Origin of the sequence: Methylobacterium sp. E-046 (assembly GCF_022829625.1) — a bacterium.
GTDB classification, from domain to species: Bacteria; Pseudomonadota; Alphaproteobacteria; order Rhizobiales; family Beijerinckiaceae; genus Methylobacterium; species Methylobacterium longum.
This window is the reverse complement of sequence record NZ_JAKSYP010000277.1, coordinates 143,480-160,938: the sequence shown is the minus strand read 5'-3', so window position 1 is coordinate 160,938 and position 17,459 is coordinate 143,480. Positions and strand designations below refer to the sequence as shown.

The window sequence follows — 17,459 nt, the reverse complement described above, 5'->3', positions numbered from 1 at the left end:
GGGCCGGGGCGGGATTCCTCCGGCCGGTGATGCGAGGACGCCCGAACAGGTCAAGCTCGTCCGGGACAGTTCGCGACGGTGCGGCCGATCGCCGGGACGGCGGCCGACCTGTTCGACGGCCGGCTGTTCGAGATCGCCCCTCAGCTGCGGGGCCTCTTCCCCGACGACATGACCGCGCAGAAGCAGAAGCTGATGGCCATGCTCGGCCTCGTGGTGGCCAACCTGAACCAGCCGGAGACGATGGTCCCGGCGCTCCAGGATCTCGGGCGCAAGCACTGCGCCTACGGCACGCAGGCCGCCCATGGCGCGCCGGTGGGCGACGCCCCGCTGTGGGCCCTGGAGCAGGGGCTGGGCCCGGATCTCCCCCCGGAGGTGCGGGCGGCCCGGATCGAGACCTGCGGGCTCGTCGCCGGGGTCACGAAGCGGGCGGCCACGGAGGCGGCTTAAGCCGCCCTTAACCATGTCCGATCAAGCTCCTGTTGATGGACGGGCGCTTCGCCCGCGATGGGGATGGTCGGATGGCCGAGGCGGCGAGGCGTAACCAGCAGTCAGGCAGCTCCGATCTCGTGCGCCGCCTGATGGCCCGGCCGGTCCGGATGGAGCAGCAGGCCCGCACCCGCCTGCCCCTGTCGGGCCGCGATCCGCTCCGCGCCGACGCGGCGGCCGAGGATCTCGCGGAGGACCCGGACGAGGCCGAGGAGATCGCCCGGCTCGAGACCGAGCTCCAGGTGGTCAAGGCGGTGCTCCGGGCCCAGCGTCGGGAGGTCGAGTCGCTGCGGGCGCAGCGCCAGCTCCTCACGGAATCCGCCCCGACCGACGATGTCCGCGCGACCCGGGAGCGCTGGGCGGCCCTCGTCGACACGCTCCTGGTTCGGCCCCGCTGATCCGCCGAAGTCATGCGGGGTCAGGCCGTGGGGGGGCAGACTATGGGGGGGCAGACTATGGGCGCGCGCTGCTCGCTCGTCGTCAACGGCCGGTCGGTGCGCGTCTCGACCGGCGACACGCCGCTGGAGGCGGCGCTCGCCGAGGGCATGATCGCGCCGCTGCAAGCCCAGTCGGGCAACCTGATCGCCGGCCAGGGCGTCGCGCAAGGGAGCGCGGCGCCGTCCGGCCGCCGCCACCCGGCCCGCCGGGCCCGGGCCGAGATCCTGCGGCCGCCCCTTCCGGGCGCCCCGATCCAGGCTCACGAGGAGGCGCCGCCGCCGCCCGTGGCCGTCCGCAAGGGCACGGTCACGGAGATCCGCCGGCTCAGCCCCGGTATCGTCGAGGTCGTGGCGACCCTGACCCGGCGCCCGACCTGCGAGCCCGGCCATCAGGCGCTGGTGACCTTCGCGGGGCTGCCCACGATGACGCTGTCCCCGACCCAGCGGGTCGACGGCGCGACCGAGATCAACGAGGCCGTGTTCCACGTCGCCCGCGACCCCGAGGGCGACCCCCTCGACGCCCTCCGGCTCGACCAGCCGGTGCGCCTGAAGGGGCCCGTCGGCCGGGGTCACTACCGACCCGGGGGCGGGCGCCTCGTGCTGGTGGCGGCCGGTGCCGGATTCGGCGCGATCTGGGCGATCGCCCGGGCGGCCCGCTACGTCGAGCCCGCCCGCGAGATGGCGCTCGCCGTCGGGGCCCGGGACGCGCTGGACCTCTACATGCGCGAGAGCCTGGATTGGCTGCGCCGCACCGGCGTCGCCCGGATCGTGCTCTGCGCCGACCGCGGCCGCCAGCGCCCGCCGGACGTGCGCTCCGGCCCGCTCACCGCCCATCTGCCGAGCCTGCGCGCCACCGACGTGGTCCACGTGGCGGGCGACGTCTCGACCGTGGGCGCCGTCCAGGTGCTCGCCGCCTCGGTGGGCGCCCGCTGCTACCCGATCGTGCTCGACTGACGGTGGCCGCCTCGACGCGGCGGCGATCGGCTGATACCCGCGCCGGGTCGGCGTGCATGGCCGGCCCCGAGCCCGAGTCCCGATGGTCCGCGTCCTCTGTCTCGGCTACAGCGTCACGGAGCTGCCGGGCTACGTCGAGCGGGCCAATGCCCTGGCCGAGGCCGAGGGGCGCCCCCTCACCGTCCTGCGGAGCGGCTGGGGCGGCCATTCCCTGCCCTCCATCGCCTGCCTGATCGACGAGATCCTGGACGCACACCCCTGCGACTTCGTCCTCCTGGAGCTGTTCACCGGCAACGTCCGCTACTTCGACGGCGCGACCATGCGGGCCTATCTCGACGACATCCTCGCGGCGACCGCCCGGCGGAACCTGCCCGTCGCCTTCCTGAATCTCCACCAGGGCGGGGTCGACTACGCGGCCGAGCCCGTCGCCGGCCTGCTGGCGGAGTACCGCGCCCTCTACGGCATCCCGTATCTCGACATCGCCGCCCCGGTGGCGGCGGCGGGTGCCGGCGACATCACCTACCTCCTGACCGACGGGACCCACGTCACACCGGCCGGCGCCGACCTCTACGGCACCCTGGTCTACAGCTTCCTGCGCGCGCCGCAGCCGGGCCGCGCCTACGTCGCCCAGTTCCGGGGGCTGCCGGGCCGGTTCGAGTCCCTGCCGCTGCGGACCCTCCCCGGCCTGACCTGCGGGTTCGCCGTGCAGCGTAACGGCATCCCGCTGGATTTCCTGGAGATTCCCGAGGGCGCGCGCGTCGACATCCCCCTCGACCGCCCCCGCGACGTGATCGGGATCCTCGTGACCTACGGGCCGCGGGCGGGCACGCTGACGGTCCAGGACCCGGCGACCGGGCGGGCGCACGACCTCGTCGCCTACGATGCCTTCTCCTACTACACGCGCGCGATGTTCCGCAGCGTCACCCTCCGGGCCGCGCGCGCGGTGCGCCTCGCCCAATCGGCGGAGCGGCCCGACATCGCCCTGCGCAAGGGCGTGCCGGATCCGGGGCCGCGGCTGGGGCGCGTGTCGCATCTCTTCTGCCGGCGCCCCCTGGGCCTCGCCGCGCGCGCCGCGCGCCTGCGCCACCGGCTCCGGCGCGACCTGCGCCGCGTCGCGCTGCGGCTCAGGCGTATCGGGGGGGCGTGAATCCGGTCCTCACGGGGCGGGGATGACGGGGCGGGTGATGGGGCGGACGACGGCGCGCGCCGGACCGCCGTCCTCCGCCGTCCTCCGCAGCCTTCCGGCGGCCCTCCGGGATCCCGGCGGCGCCGGAGCCGGAAAGTCCGGGTTCGGCAGTCGCACGGGACGGGCCGCGATCCGATCCGGAGGCGGGGACCCCGTCGGCGCGCGCCTCGGGCCGCGGCCTGCCCCTGCCCTGCGGATCCGGGCGCCCGGGATCGTCTCGACATATGCCTGCCGGACGCGCCGTGTCGATCGGGAACCCGGCTCAGGCGAAGATCATTCGAGATGTTCTGAGTAAAAATTCATTCGATCGAGACTGGATCCAAGCAAAAGCGATGTGTTAAACCGTCATTCGATTCCAATTGGGGACAATCGCTGATGGACTTTCTCAGAAAAATGAGGTTGTCGGTGAAGATGTCGGCGCCGATCTCGATCATGGTGCTGGTCAGCGCGATGCTGATATACTACTCGATATCTGCGCTCGATCTGATGGAGCGGAGGAATGATTATCTGGTCGATTATTACTTCGTTCGCCTGGAAACATTTGCGCAGGTCCGCGAGCATTTCCTCAACGCGGCCCTCATGAACCGCAACCTCCTCATCGGCCGGCCGGAGAGCGATCTCCCCCTCTATCGCAGGCGCTACGACGAATCCGTGAAGGCGGTGGCCGACAGCATCGAGACGCTGGCTGCGGGCTCCCGGCGACAGGAGGTTCAGGACATCCAGCGCACCATCGGCAAGATAGCCCGGGACTATTTCGATCGGCTCGACCGTTCCAACGACCTCGCCCTCCGGAACGATCGGCCCGCGGCGATCCAGGTCGGCCTCGTCGAGGCGCGCGACATCCGGGCCCGGTTCGACAGGGCGGCCCAGGATTACGAGGCGCTGGCGGCGGCCCGTCTCGGCGAGGCGAAGATCGCGACGCGGCGGGAGACCGGGCAGGCCCGGATGGTGCTGATCGGCTCCGCCCTGGCGGGCCTGCTCGCCGCCCTGGGCCTTTCCGCCGCGATCGTGGTGCTCGGCGTCACGCGACCCCTCCACCGTCTCGTCGCCGTGCTGCAGCGCATGGCGCGGGGCGATACCGAGGCCACGATCGCGGAGGCGCGACGGGGCGACGAGATCGGGATGGTCGGCCGGGCGGTGGAGGCGATCAAGTCCATGGTGGCCCGCAACGCCGAGGCGGAAGCCGCGCGCAAGCACCTCGCGGAGGCCGCGGCCGCCGCCGCGCGCAAGGGCGCCATGATGGACCTGGCCCGGACCTTCGAGGAGGCGGTGGCCAAGATCGTGGACCGCGTCTCGTCCGCGGCGAACGAACTCGAGGGCACCGCCCACCAGATGACCGAGACCGCCCAGGAGACGGCCAGCCAGTCCGGCGCGGTGGCGTCGGCCGCGGAGGCGGCCTCCGCCGACATCAACGCCGTCGCGGCCTCGACCGAGCGGCTCGGCAGCGCCATCCGGGCGATCGGCCGCCAGGCGAGCGGCTCATCCGACCTCGCCCAGCAGGCGGTCGGCGAGGCCGACCAGACCGCCGGCCTCGTCTCAGAATTGCAGAATGCGGCCTCCGAGATCGGCGACGTGGTGCGGCTGATCTCGTCCATCGCCGGCCAGACCAACCTGCTGGCGCTGAACGCCGCCATCGAGGCGGCGCGCGCCGGCGAGGCCGGCCGCGGCTTCGCGGTCGTGGCGGGCGAGGTGAAGGACCTCGCCGAGAAGACCGCCCGGGCGACCGACGGGATCGCCGAGCAGATCGGCCGGATTCAGGGCGTGACCGGTGCCGCGGTCGGCGCGATCGGCACGATCACCGCGCGGATCCGCGAGATCAACGGGGTCGCGGTCGCGATCGCGTCGGCCGTGGAGGAGCAGGGCGCGGCGACGCAGGAGATCGCGCGCACCATCGCCCAGGCGACGCGGGGCGCCACGGAGGTGACCGGCACCATCGCCGGGGTGGCCGAGGCCTCAGGGCGGACGGGGGTGGCGGCCGATCACGTGCTCGCGGCCGCCACCGCCCTGTCGCGCCAGTCCGAGCGGCTCTCGGCGGAGGTGGGCCGCTTCCTGGTCGGCGTTCGCGCCGCCTGAGAGCCGCGGCCGCCCTCAGGCGGCCTCCGCGTGCGGATGATCTTCGCGTGCGGGCGGCCTCCGCATGCGCACCGGCGACCCGCTCCCGCGCGGGAGCGGGTCGAGGGCTCAGCTCAGCCGCACCCGCCAGATCTCCTCGGCGTATTCGCGCATCGCCCGGTCGGAGGAGAACCACGCCATGCGGGCGGTGTTGCGGATCGCCGTGGCCCACCAGCCGCGCGGGTCGCGCCACGCGGCGTCGATGGCGCGCTGCACCCGCCAGTAATCGTCGAAATCGGCGGTGAGCAGGTACTGGTCGCGGCGGCGCAGGTCGTCGGTGAGCGGCCGGAACCGGCCCGGCTCCTCCGGCGAGAACCGCCCGGCGGCGATCATGTCGAGGGCCGCGGCCAGCCGCGGCGAGGCCTGGATCGCCTTGGCCGCGTAGTCCGGCTCGGCCTGGCGGGCGCGGACGCCGTCCGCCTCCAGGCCGAAGATGAAGATGTTGTCCGCCCCGACATGGTCGCGGATCTCGATGTTGGCCCCGTCGAGGGTGCCCACCGTGAGCGCGCCGTTGAGGGCGAACTTCATGTTGCCGGTGCCCGACGCCTCCATGCCGGCCGTGGAGATCTGCTCGGACAGGTCGGCGGCCGGGATGATCGCTTCGGCGAGGCTCACCGAGTAGTTCGGCAGGAACACCACCTTCAGCCGGTCCGCGACCTCGGGATCGTCGTTCACCGCCTTGGCAACGTCGCAGGCGAGCTTGATGATCAGCTTGGCCTGCACGTAGCTCGGCGCCGCCTTGCCGGCGAAGATCTTGACCCGGGGCGTCCAGTCCCGGTGCGGCTCGGCCTTGATCGCCTGGTAGAGCGCCACGGTCTCGATGATGTTGAGGAGCTGGCGCTTGTACTCGTGGATGCGCTTGACCTGGACGTCGAACAGCGCGGCCGGATCGACGTCGATGCCGGTGCGCTCGGCGATGAGCGCCGCCAGCGCCTCCTTGCGCTCCCGGCGCACGGCCGCGTAGCGCGCCACGAAGGCCGGATCCTCGGCATGGACCTCCAGGCCGCGGAGCAACTCGGGGTTGTCGAGCACCCCCGTCCCCACGGTCTCCACGGCGAGCCGGGTGAGGCCCGGATTGGCGTTGTGGAACCAGCGGCGGAAGGTGATGCCGTTGGTCTTGTTGACGATCTTGTCGGGATCCAGCGCGTGCAGGTCGGAGAAGACCGTCGAGCGCATCAGGTCGGTGTGCAGCGCCGAGACGCCGTTGACCCGGCGGGCGCCGTGGAAGGCGAGGTGCCCCATGCGCACCCGCCGCCCGTGCGACTCCTCGATCAGCGAGATCGACGCGAGGTAGGCCGCGGCATCCGCCGGCCCCTGCCGGCCGTGCTTGGCCTGCTCCTCCAGATGCATCCAGTTGATCAGGTAGATGATCTGCATGTGGCGCGGCAGCAGCCGCTCCATCAGCTCCACCGGCCAGGTCTCCAGCGCCTCGGGCAGGAGGGTGTGGTTGGTGTAGTGCAGCGTGTGGGTGGTGACGTGCCAGGCATCCTCCCAGGACAGGCCGTACACGTCCAGCAGGAGGCGCATCAGCTCCGGCACCGCGATCGCCGGGTGCGTGTCGTTGAGCTGGATCGCCGCGTGGTCCGGCAGGGACCGCACGTCGCCGCGCTCGGCCACGTGGCGGGCCACGAGATCCTGGATCGAGGCCGCGGTGAAGAAGTATTCCTGGCGCAGGCGCAGCTCCTGGCCCTCGGCCGAGGAATCGCTCGGATAGAGCACCCGGGAGATCGCCTCGGCGCGCATCCGCGCCGCGACCGCGCCGACATGGTCGCCACCGTTGAACCGGGCGAGGTCCACGGGCTCGCCGGCCTCGGCCTTCCACAGGCGCAGGGCGTTGACGTGGCGCCCGCGCCAGCCGACCACCGGCACGTCGTGGGCCACCGCCCGCACGGTCTCGGCCGGCTGCCAGTGGCGCCGGATCACCCCCTGCTCCGCGGAGGACAGCGTGACGGTCCCACCGAATCCGATGGCGTAGGTCGCCTCGGGCCGGGGGAATTCCCAGGGGTTACCCTCGGCGAGCCAGGTCTCCGGCGCCTCGCGCTGCCAACCGTCCTCGAAGGACTGGCGGAACAGGCCGTGATCGTAGCGGATGCCGTAGCCCATGGCCGGGAGGCCGATGCTGGCCATGCTCTCCATGAAGCAGGCGGCCAGCCGTCCGAGGCCGCCATTGCCGAGCGCGGCATCGGGCTCGGCCTCCTGCACGGCGTCGAGCTCGACCCCGAGTTCCCGGAGCGCGGCCCGGGTGGTGTCGGTGAGGCCGAGGTTGTTCATCGCGTCCGACATCAGCCGGCCGATCAGGAATTCCAGCGACAGGTAGTAGACGCGCTTGTTCGGGACGCCGCGCTCGGCGGCCAGCGCGGCCGCCACGATCCGCTCGCGCAGGGCCAGGGCGGTCGCCGCGAACCAGTCGCGGGGGCGGGCGGTCTCGGGGGTCCGGCCGAGCGCGAAGGTGAGCTTGGCGCGGATCGATTCCCGCAGGTCCACCACCGCGTCGCCACTTGCGGACAGCGCCGGGGCGGTCCATGAGGCCGTGGCCGGGACCTCGGACGGGCGCTCGTCGCGCGCGGCCTCATGCGGCACTGGCCGGATCAGAACGTCGTTCAGCACGTGCAGGTCCCCCAAAGTCGTCCCCCCGGATTCTCAGCCCGGGCATTTCGTGGGCGGATTATCTCTCTTGATGGATTGCCGCCGCATGAACGGACGGGCGATCCGTGCCCCGAAGCGTCCGACGATGCGGTCGGCTTCCGGCGAAGTCGTGGCAGCGATGCCTTGGCGGAGGGCATGGGCATGCCGGGAAACATATAGCGTGTGAACGTGACATTCTAGACACACGGGTCGGGCACACCCGCGGGACAGGCCCGAACCGGGGGCCGGGCCTCAGGAATCCACCGGCCTTCACCGGTGGTCGTCACCGGGTCGGGCTGCAGGTGAGGCCTCGGCCGGCAACGCGAGAGGGGAAGCATGACCGACACCGTCTGGTGGAAGCGCGGGACCGTCTACCAAGTCTATCCCCGCTCCTTTCAGGACACGAACGGCGACGGGGTCGGCGACCTGCCCGGCATCACGGCGCGGCTCGACTACCTCGCCTGGCTCGGAGTCGACGCCGTGTGGATCTCACCGGTCTACCCCTCGCCCATGGCGGATTTCGGCTACGACGTGGCGGATTACTGCGGGATCGACCCGCTGTTCGGCTCGCTGGCCGACTTCGATGCCCTGGTGGCGGAAGCCCATCGGCGCCGGCTGAAGGTGATCCTCGATTTCGTGCCCAACCACTCCTCGATCGCGCATCCGTGGTTCGCGGAGAGCCGGTCGTCGCGGTCGAGCCCGAAGCGGGACTGGTACATCTGGCGCGATCCCGCCCCCGATGGCGGCCCGCCGAACAACTGGCTGTCGAATTTCGGCGGCCCGGCCTGGACGCGCGATGCGGCCACCGGCCAATACTACTACCATGCTTTCCTGGCCGCACAGCCGGATCTGAACTGGCGCAACCCCGCGGTGCGCGCGGCCATGCACGACGTGCTCCGCTTCTGGCTGGAGCGCGGGGTCGACGGCTTCCGGGTCGACGTGATCTGGCACCTGATGAAGGATGCCGGATTCCGCGACAACCCGGCCAATCCCGACTACGCGCCGGGCGCGCCGGAGATCAACCGCTTCACCCAGGTCTACTCCGCCGACCGGCCCGAGATCTTCGACGTGATCGCCGGCATGCGGTCGGTGCTGCGCGACTACGGCGCGCGTGTCCTGATCGGCGAGATCTACCTGCCGGTGGAGCGGCTGGTGGCCTATTACGGCCCGGACCTGACGGGCGCCGACCTGCCGTTCAACTTCCAGCTGATCCAGACCCCGTGGCGCGCCGATGCGGTGGCCGATCTCGTGGCGCAGTACGAGGCGGCCCTGCCCGAGGGCGGCTGGCCGAACTGGGTCCTGGGCAACCACGACCAGCCGCGCATCGCCGCCCGGGTCGGGCCGGCGCAGGCCCGCATCGCCGCGATGCTGCTCCTCACCCTGCGGGGGACCCCGACCCTCTATTACGGCGACGAGATCGGGCTCGGCCACGTGCCGATTCCGCCGGACCGCGCCCGCGACCCGTGGGAGCACAACGAGCCCGGCCACGGCCGCGACCCGGAGCGCACGCCGATGCAGTGGGACGACAGCCCGCAGGCCGGCTTCTCCACGGCCGAGCCCTGGCTGCCGCTGGCTGAGGATTGGGCGACCCGCAACGTCGAGGCGCAGCGCTCGGACCCGGGCTCGATGCTCACCCTGCACCGGCGCCTGCTGGCCCTGCGGCGCGACCACGCGGCCCTCTCCGTGGGCGGTTACCGGGCGGTGCCGCTGGGTGAAGGGGAGGTCTTCGCCTACGAGCGCTTCGCCGACGACCAGGTCCTGCGGGTGATCCTGAACTTCGGTGCCGCGGCGCGGGACCTGCCGCTGCCCGCGGGCGGCTGGACGGTGCTGCTCTCGACCCGCGCGGGGCGGGCGGGCGACACCGCCGACGCCGCCCTGACCCTGGGCCCCGACGAGGGGCTGATCCTGCGGCGGTCCTGAGGGCGTCTTCGGCGAACCCGGGCCGATTTTTCCAAGTGCTTTCTCGCCGCACTGCGGTATGGGTAACCTCAGCTTAAGGTTGCCGATGGCCTAGTTTGTGCGTCGCAACGGAACCGTTGCGGTGGAGGAGCATTCAACGTGGTTGAGGTCGCGACAGCCCTGCCTGCCCGATCCGCTGCCAGATCGGGGCATTCCGCTCGGCCAGGGTCGATCCCCATGCTCGATGCGCGTCGCGGTGGTTCCTACGCCGGCTGGACATCCGGCGCGGGGGACGAGGCCCGCCCGACGATTCCGGCCCGCCCCACCTCGCTGCGCCGCCGCATCCTCTACGCCACCCCCGAGATGGCCGATTTCGTGAAGACCGGCGGGCTCGGCGAGGTGTCGGCCGCCCTGCCCCGGGCCCTGGTGCCGCACTACGACATCCGCGTCCTGATTCCCGGCTACCGGCAGGTCCGCGCCGCCTTCCCGGAGATTCCGGTGGTCGCCCGCCTCGACGGGTTCGCGGGCGTGCCGCCCTGCGACCTCGGGCTGATCGAGGCGGCCGACGGGCTGCGCATCTACGTCCTCCTGAACCCCGAGCTCTACGAGCGCGACGGCACCCCCTACGGCGACCAGCACGGCGATTTCGGCGACAACGACCTGCGCTTCGCCCGCCTCAGCCTCGCGGCGGCGGAACTCGCCGCCGGCGCCGATCCCGATTGGGCCGCCGATCTCCTGCACCTCAACGACTGGCAGGCGGCCCTGGCGCCGGCCTACCTCGCCTGGCGCGGCCGGCGGGTGCCGAGCGTGCTGACGATCCACAACCTCGCCTATCAGGGCCTGTTTCCCCGGGACGCCCTGCCCCGGCTCGGCGTTCCCGAGACGGCCTTCCAGGTGGACGGGGCCGAGTTCTACGGCCAGCTCTCCTTCCTGAAGGCCGGCATCTTCTACGCCTCGCAGGTCACCACGGTGAGCGAGACCTACGCGCGGGAGATCCAGACCCCCGAGATGGGCTGCGGCCTCGACGGGCTCCTGCGCACCCGCGCCGGCCAGGGCCGGCTCGCCGGCATCCTCAACGGCATCGACGAGACCTGGGACCCGAGCACCGATTCGCACCTCGCTACGCGCTTCGAGGTCGACGACTGGAAGGGCAAGCGCGCCAACGCCGAGGCGGTGCGCCAGCAGTTCGGGCTGGCGGTCTCCCGCGGCCCGCTCTTCGCCATCGTATCGCGCCTCGTGCACCAGAAGGGCATCGACCTCAGCCTGCAGGCCGCCGAGGCGATCGTGGCCGAGGGCGGCCAGCTCGTGGTGATCGGCCAGGGCGAGGGCCGGTTCGAGCAGGCGCTCCGCGGGCTGGCCAAGCGCCATCCCGACGCGGTCGGCGTGCATGTCGGCTTCGAGGAGGCACAGGCCCGGCGGATGTTCGCGGGCAGCGACTTCCTGCTGATGCCCTCGCGCTTCGAGCCCTGCGGCCTCGCCCAGATGTACGCGCAGCGCTTCGGCTCCCTGCCGATCGTGCGCCGGACCGGGGGCCTCGCCGACACCGTCGAGGACGGGGTGACGGGCTTCACCTTCGGGGAAGCCTCGGCCGCGTCCTTCGGGGCGGCGGTCCGGCGGGCGCTGGAGGCCTTCGGCCAGAAGAAGCGCCTCAACGCCATGCGGCGGCGGGCCATGTCGGCCCGTTTCGGCTGGGACCAGGCGGCCGACAATTACGCCGGCCTCTACGGCCGCGCGATCGGCAACAGCACGGCGCTGCGCTGGCGGGCGGCCTGAGGCGACGCCCCACCGGGCGAGCGCCGTGCAGGCTTCCCGCTCCGTCCCGGGGGTGTTCTCCCGGGCCGCGAGCGTCTCGGCGCTTTGCATCTCGTCGGCGCACCTCGTCGACCTTGTCGGGGATGCCGCGCCCGATCCCGGCAGCGGCGTCGGCATGCGCCGACGCGGTGCTCGGGATGGCCGGCAGCGGCACGCGGGCCGGGATCGCGAGACGCCCCTCCGCCAGATCGGTGAAGGGGCTTTGTCGCGCGACCGGCACGCCGTCGTCTCAAGCCGCGCAGGTCCATTCCCGGAGGGCGCCGATCCCCGCGCCCTCCGGATGACGCGGCTCAGCCGTCCAGCAGGAAGATCATCGTGGCGAGCGGCGGCAGGGTCAGCGACAGGCTCTGCCCCTGGCCGTGGCTCGCCTCCGCGTCGGTGTGGCGGCCACCCTGGTTGCCCAGGTTCGTGCCGCCATAGACCCCGGCATCCGAGTTGAACGCCTCCCGGTAGAAGCCCGCCTGCGGGACGCCGATCCGGTAGCCCTCCCGCGGGACCGGCGTGAAGTTCGACACCACGATCGCGACCTCGCCGGGCTTGGCGCCCTTGCGGGCCCAGGCGATGACGCTGTTGTCCTGATCGTCCGCCACCAGCCACTGGAAGCCGGTATGCTCGACGTCGCGGCTGTGGAGGGCCGGGGTCGCGACGTAGAGCCGGTTCAGGTCACGGACCACGCTCTGGACGCCCTTGTGCAGGGGATCCTCCAGCAGGTGCCAGTCCAGGCTGTTGTCGTGGTTCCACTCGCGCTCCTGGCCGAACTCGCCGCCCATGAACAGCAACTTCTTGCCGGGATGCCCCCACATGAAGCCGTAATAGGCCCGGAGATTCGCGAATTTCTGCCAGCGGTCGCCCGGCATCTTGCCGAGGAGCGATCCCTTCCCGTGCACCACCTCGTCGTGGGAGAGCGGCAGGATGAAATTCTCCGAGAAGGCGTAGAGCAGCCCGAAGGTCAGGTTGTGGTGGTGGTAGCGGCGATGGATCGGATCCTCCTGCATGAAATGCAGGGTGTCGTGCATCCAGCCCATGTTCCACTTGAAGCCGAAGCCCAGGCCGCCCGTGTAGGTCGGATGGGAGACGCCGGGCCACGAGGTCGATTCCTCCGCCACCGTGATCGTCCCCGGGGCGTGGCTGTAGGTCGCCTCGTTGGTCTTGCGCAGGAAGTCGATGGCGTCGAGGTTCTCGTTGCCGCCGTACCGGTTCGGGATCCACTCGCCCTGGCGGCGGGAGTAGTCGAGGTAGAGCATCGACGCGACGGCATCCACGCGCAGGCCGTCGAGGTGGTAATGCTCCAGCCAGAACCGGGCGTTGGCGGCCAGGAACGTCGCGACCTCCGTGCGCCCGAAATTGTAGATGTAGGTGCCCCAATCCTGGTGGAAGCCCTGGCGCGGGTCGGCATGCTCGTAGAGGTGGGTCCCGTCGAACAGGCCGAGCCCGTGGGCATCCAGCGGGAAATGGCCCGGCACCCAGTCGAGCAGGACGCCGATGCCGGCCTCGTGGGCGGCGTCCACGAAGGCCGCGAAGTCGTCCGGCGTGCCGAAGCGGCTCGTCGGCGCGAACAGCGAGACCGGCTGGTAGCCCCAGGACCCGTCGAAGGGGAACTCGGTGATTGGCAGCATCTCGATATGGGTGAAGCCCATATCCTTGACGTAGGGGATCAGCCGGTCGCCGAGCTCCTTGTAGGTGAGGTAGCGGTTGCCCTCCTCGGGCACCCGCGCCCAGGAGCCGAGATGGACCTCGTAGACCGAGATCGCCGCGTGGCGCGGATCCTTGGCACCCCGGGTGGTCATCCAGCCGGAATCGCGCCAGTCGAACTCGCTGGTCCCGTGGGTGACCGAGGCGGTCTCCGGCGGGTGCTGGGCCGCGAAGGCCACGGGATCGGCCTTCAGCGGCACCAGGGCGCCGTCGGGCCCGCGGATCTCGAACTTGTAGCGCACGCCGGCCTTGAGGCCCGGCACGAACAGCTCCCAGATGCCGCCATCCTGCCAGAGCCGCATCGGGTGGCGCCGCCCGTCCCAGTCGTTGAAGTCGCCCACCACGCTGACCTTGCGGGCGTTCGGAGCCCAGACGGCGAAGCGGAAGCCGTCGATGCCGTCGAGCTGGCCCGACTGGGCGCCCAGCATCCGGTAGACGAGGTTGGTGCCGACCTCGCGCAGGGAGGCGACGTCGTACTGCTCGATCGACGAGCCGAAGCCGTAGGGGTCGTAGCGGCGGCGCTTGGTTCCGTCCCAGGACTCGACCTCGATCTCGTAGAGCGGCCGGCCCTCGCCCTCGACCCGGGCGACGTAGAACCCGTCCGGGTGGCGCTTCTCGAACGGCACGGTGCGGCCGTCCATCACCAGGGCGGCGGAGCGTGCCTCCGGCAGCACGGCGCGCACCTCCCAGGCCCCGGGTCCGACCCGGTGGGGACCGAGCACCGCGAAGGGATCGCCGTGGCGGGCGTCCATCAGCGCGGTGATCGCGTCCGGGTGGACGCTCGGCGGCTGCGCGGTGCCGCCGGAGCCCGGGACATCCGCGTGCGATGCCGCTCCCACTTCCGGATCGGCCCGCCTTGCGAAGGTCTCGTCGATCGCCGTCATTCAGTTGCTCCGGGCTCGTGTCCGTCCGTGTCCAGAATGGTGAGAACCCCACGGGCGGGGATTTCGATCCAGTCCGGCCGGTTGTTGGCTTCGTAATCGACCTCGTACAGGGCCTTGGTCAGCAGGCAGAGGCGCAGCAGCCGGGCCCCGGTATCCGGGTCGGTCACCGCCGCCCGCGACCCCGCCACGGCCGACTGGTAGCCGGTCAGGAACGCCGCCTCGATCATGCCCCGCCACGCGGCGGCGGCGTCCCGCGCCCGCTCCTCGGTGTCGCCGAACCGGGCGGCGATCTCGCGGGTCACGGTCTCGGCCCCGTACGCGAAGGAGCGCATCAGCCCGGCCACGTCGCGCAGCGGCATGGACTTGGCCCGGCGCTCGTCGGCCGGGCGCGAGGGCTCGCCCTCGAAGTCGACGATGATCAGGTCGCTCTCGGCGACCAGCACCTGCCCGAGATGGTAGTCGCCGTGGATGCGGGTCTTGTGGGCTCCCAGCGGCGGCTCGGCGGTGAGCACGTCGATCAGCGCCTCGACCTGCTGACGGCGCTGGCCGAGCTCCGCGCAGGCCGGCTTGCCGGCGTCGAGGCCCCGGTCGGCCAGGCCCTTGAGCGCCCGGAAGGCGCGCTCGGCCTGGTGGCGGGCGTCGCGCGCCAGCACCGCGAGATCGTCCTCCGTGAAGGGCTCGGCCGCGAAGGCCGGATCGTCGGTCTCGATCGCCAGCGCCGCGTGCATCTCGGCGGTGCGCCGCCCGAGCAGGTCCGCCCAGGGCCCGTGGGCCTGGAACGCCTCCGCGGGGGTGGCGGCCTCGCTCTCCGGGGTGAGCACCACGGTCTCGAAGTCCCGGCGCAGGCCCTCCAGCATCAGGGTCCAGGCGTCGCCCTGGTTCATGACGAACTTCTGGAGGACGGCGAGGGCCGTCCGGGTGCCATCCTCGGCGACGTGCTCGAGCGTGCCGAGCAGCGCGGGCGTATTGGAAAAGCCCGCCTCCTCGGTGAGGAAGCGCCCGACCTCGATCTCCGGGTGCGTGCCCGGCTGCAGGCGGCGCAGCAGCTTGAGCATCATCTTCGACCCGATGGCGATCGAGGTGTTGCTCTGCTCGGCCGAGAGCCGGCGGATGTCGGCCACGTCGACCGTGACCTCCGGGTCGAAGGCCGAGGTGGTGGAGAAGACCAGCCGTCCGCTCTCCGTGGGCAGCTCGGTGCCCCGGCGCATGTCCTCGATCAGGCAGGCCGCGAAGCTGTTGGAGCCGGCCGCGCCGTAGAGCAGGCCGGTGCGCGGGCCGCGCCGGACCCGGGCGACCGCGAAGGGCAGGAGCGTCTCGTCCTCGCGGCCCTCCTCGACCCCCACCGGCACGAAGTAGTCCTGGGTCTCGCCGGTGGCGAGCTGCACCTGCAGCCGCGGCAGCAGGAAGCGCGCGCTCCCGTCCCCGTCCTTCAGGGCGGCGCAGTCGATGACCTTCACGGCCCGGATCCGCGAGCCCTTGGCGCCGAACCAGCGCCGGCTCATCAGGAACGACGGCACCACCGTGCGCTCGAAGGCGACGCGCTCGCGGCCCGACATCAGGCTCTCGATGCCGCCGGTGAGCACCAGGGTGAACAGCTCCGGCGGCTCCTGCTGCGGGCCGACCACGCCGGAGCGCGCGGCGCTGAGCGAGAACCAGTAGAAGCCGTAGGACGGCAGGGTCAGCAGGTAGGGCAGGTCGCCGATCGGCGGGAACTCGGTGCCGCCGGTCAGCTCGATCGGCACCGCGGTGCGCAGCTCCGACAGGTCGAGCTGCACGGCCTGGGGCGCCCGGGACAGGTTGGCCACGCACAGGATCCGCTCGTCCTCGTGCTCGCGGATCCAGGCCAGCACCTTCCGGTTCGACGGATAGAGGAACTGGATCGTGCCGCGGCCGAGGGCGACGCTGTTGTTGCGGATCGCGATCATGCGCCGCGTCCAGTTCAGCAGGCTGGTCTGCGCCTGGGTCTGCGCCTCGACGTTGATGGCGTCGAAGCCGTAGATCGGATCCTGGATCGCCGGCAGGAACAGCCGCTGCGGGTTCGACCGGGAGAAGCCGCCGTTGCGGTCGGGCGACCATTGCATCGGCGTGCGCACGCCGTCGCGGTCGCCGAGGTAGATGTTGTCGCCCATGCCGATCTCGTCGCCGTAGTAGAGCACCGGCGTGCCGGGCATCGACAGGACGAGGGACTTCATCAATTCGATCTTGCGCCGGTCGTTCTCCAGGAGCGGCGCGAGGCGGCGGCGGATGCCGAGGTTGATCCGGGCGCGGCGCTCGGCGGCGTAGAACGACCAGAGGTAGTCGCGCTCTTCCGCCGTGACCATCTCGAGCGTCAGCTCGTCGTGGTTGCGCAGGAAGATCGCCCACTGGCAGCCCTCGGGGATCTCCGGGGTCTGGCGCATGATGTCGGTGATCGGGTGCCGGTCCTCCCGGGCGATCGCCATGTACATCCGCGGCATCAGCGGGAAGTGGAACGCCATGTGGCATTCGTCGCCGTCGCCGAAATACTGCGCCGTCTCCTCGGGCCACTGGTTGGCCTCGGCCAGAAGCATCCGGTCGGGGTAGCTGGCATCCAGCGCCGCCCGGATCTTCTTGATGACGTCATGCGTTTCGGAGAGGTTCTCGCAATTCGTGCCGTCGCGCTCGATCAGGTAGGGGATCGCGTCGAGGCGCAGCCCGTCGACACCCATGTCGAGCCAGTAGCGCATCGTGGCGATGACCGCGTCCAGCACCTTCGGGTTGTCGAAGTTCAGGTCGGGCTGGTGGCTGTAGAACCGGTGCCAGAAATACTGCTTGGCGACCGGGTCCCAGGTCCAGTTCGAGGCCTCGGTGTCGAGGAAGATGATCCGCGTGTCCCGGTACGGCTCGTCGGTGTCCGACCAGACGTAGAAGTCGCGCTCGGGCGAGCCGGGCGGGGCTTCCCGGGCGGCCTGGAACCAGGGGTGCTGGTCCGAGGTGTGGTTGATCACGAGTTCGGTGATCACCCGCAGGCCGCGCTCGTGCGCCGCCGCCACGAAGGCCCTGAAATCCTCCATGGTCCCGTAGGACGGGTTGATGCCCTCGTAATCGGCGATGTCGTAGCCGTCGTCGCGGAGCGGCGAGGGGTAGAACGGCATCAGCCAGATCGCCGTGACGCCGAGGTCGCGCACGTAGTCGAGGCGCTGGGTCAGGCCCACGAAATCGCCGATCCCGTCGTTGTTCGAGTCGAAGAACGACTTGACGTGGATCTGGTAGATGATGGCGTCACGGTACCATTGCGGGTCGCTGCGATCGATCATCGCGTCGCTGCCTCATCGGTCGAAGGGACTGGGACCGGCGGTCGGGACCGGCCGGGGCGCGGGCGGTCGGCCGCGCGGAGCCATGGTCGGCGACGGG

The 17,459-nt window shown here is 71.4% G+C and carries 10 protein-coding genes; 7 read left to right on the top strand and 3 right to left on the bottom strand.

What is annotated here, in order from left to right; all coding sequences use genetic code 11:
- Window positions 1–78 precede the first annotated feature (78 nt).
- The 5 genes from MKK82_RS30505 to MKK82_RS30485 all read left to right on the top strand — a co-directional run bounded on the left by MKK82_RS30505 (window position 79) and on the right by MKK82_RS30485 (window position 5,136).
- Entirely contained in the window at window positions 79–447 is a 369-nt protein-coding gene (locus MKK82_RS30505) for a globin domain-containing protein (RefSeq protein ID WP_238289648.1), read from the top strand.
- A 71-nt stretch (window positions 448–518) separates the two neighbouring features.
- Complete coding sequence (locus MKK82_RS30500; protein ID WP_238289646.1) at window positions 519–884, top strand: hypothetical protein; 366 nt, start codon at window positions 519–521, stop codon at window positions 882–884.
- A gap of 57 nt (window positions 885–941) precedes the next feature.
- Window positions 942–1,877, top strand: a complete 936-nt coding sequence (locus tag MKK82_RS30495) for a ferredoxin--NAD(+) reductase (protein ID WP_238289684.1) — start codon at window positions 942–944, stop codon at window positions 1,875–1,877.
- 82 nt (window positions 1,878–1,959) lie between these two features.
- Window positions 1,960–3,024: an SGNH/GDSL hydrolase family protein gene (locus MKK82_RS30490; protein ID WP_238289644.1), complete on the top strand. Its 1,065-nt coding sequence runs from the start codon at window positions 1,960–1,962 to the stop codon at window positions 3,022–3,024.
- 525 nt (window positions 3,025–3,549) lie between these two features.
- Window positions 3,550–5,136, top strand: coding sequence for a methyl-accepting chemotaxis protein (locus tag MKK82_RS30485; protein ID WP_243987830.1), 1,587 nt, complete (start codon window positions 3,550–3,552; stop codon window positions 5,134–5,136).
- Between the two features lie 108 nt (window positions 5,137–5,244).
- On the opposite strand, the gene MKK82_RS30480 is transcribed toward MKK82_RS30485, so the two are convergent.
- Window positions 5,245–7,683 (bottom strand): glycogen/starch/alpha-glucan phosphorylase, encoded by a 2,439-nt coding sequence (locus tag MKK82_RS30480; protein WP_238289680.1) that lies wholly within the window; start codon window positions 7,681–7,683, stop codon window positions 5,245–5,247.
- A gap of 453 nt (window positions 7,684–8,136) precedes the next feature.
- Between MKK82_RS30480 and MKK82_RS30475 the strand changes: the two genes are divergently transcribed.
- Together MKK82_RS30475 and glgA are read left to right on the top strand one after the other, a co-directional pair.
- Complete coding sequence (locus tag MKK82_RS30475; protein ID WP_238289642.1) at window positions 8,137–9,720, top strand: alpha-amylase family glycosyl hydrolase; 1,584 nt, start codon at window positions 8,137–8,139, stop codon at window positions 9,718–9,720.
- Between the two features lie 216 nt (window positions 9,721–9,936).
- On the top strand, window positions 9,937–11,472 hold the full coding sequence (glgA, locus tag MKK82_RS30470; protein ID WP_238289640.1) for a glycogen synthase GlgA: 1,536 nt from the start codon (window positions 9,937–9,939) through the stop codon (window positions 11,470–11,472).
- 329 nt (window positions 11,473–11,801) lie between these two features.
- Here glgA and glgB read toward each other — a convergent pair whose 3' ends face one another.
- Window positions 11,802–14,087: a 1,4-alpha-glucan branching protein GlgB gene (glgB, locus tag MKK82_RS30465; protein ID WP_238289638.1), complete on the bottom strand. Its 2,286-nt coding sequence runs from the start codon at window positions 14,085–14,087 to the stop codon at window positions 11,802–11,804.
- The gene (gene treS / locus MKK82_RS30460; RefSeq protein ID WP_238289637.1) at window positions 14,084–17,362 is read right to left on the bottom strand and encodes a maltose alpha-D-glucosyltransferase; all 3,279 of its coding nucleotides are present in this window, start codon (window positions 17,360–17,362) and stop codon (window positions 14,084–14,086) included. The genes glgB and treS overlap by 4 nt, the downstream gene beginning before the upstream one ends.
- Between the last annotated feature and the right edge of the window lie 97 nt (window positions 17,363–17,459).

Bases quoted from the DNA above. Each gene is read 5' to 3' on its own strand.
- MKK82_RS30500 (WP_238289646.1), top strand. From the start codon at position 519: ATGGCCGAGGCGGCGAGGCGTAACCAGCAGTCAGGCAGCTCCGATCTC.
- treS (WP_238289637.1), bottom strand. From the start codon at position 17,362: ATGATCGATCGCAGCGACCCGCAATGGTACCGTGACGCCATCATCTAC.
- MKK82_RS30485 (WP_243987830.1), top strand. From the start codon at position 3,550: ATGGAGCGGAGGAATGATTATCTGGTCGATTATTACTTCGTTCGCCTG.
- glgA (WP_238289640.1), top strand. From the start codon at position 9,937: ATGCTCGATGCGCGTCGCGGTGGTTCCTACGCCGGCTGGACATCCGGC.
- MKK82_RS30475 (WP_238289642.1), top strand. From the start codon at position 8,137: ATGACCGACACCGTCTGGTGGAAGCGCGGGACCGTCTACCAAGTCTAT.
- glgB (WP_238289638.1), bottom strand. From the start codon at position 14,087: ATGACGGCGATCGACGAGACCTTCGCAAGGCGGGCCGATCCGGAAGTG.
- MKK82_RS30490 (WP_238289644.1), top strand. From the start codon at position 1,960: ATGGTCCGCGTCCTCTGTCTCGGCTACAGCGTCACGGAGCTGCCGGGC.
- MKK82_RS30495 (WP_238289684.1), top strand. From the start codon at position 942: ATGGGCGCGCGCTGCTCGCTCGTCGTCAACGGCCGGTCGGTGCGCGTC.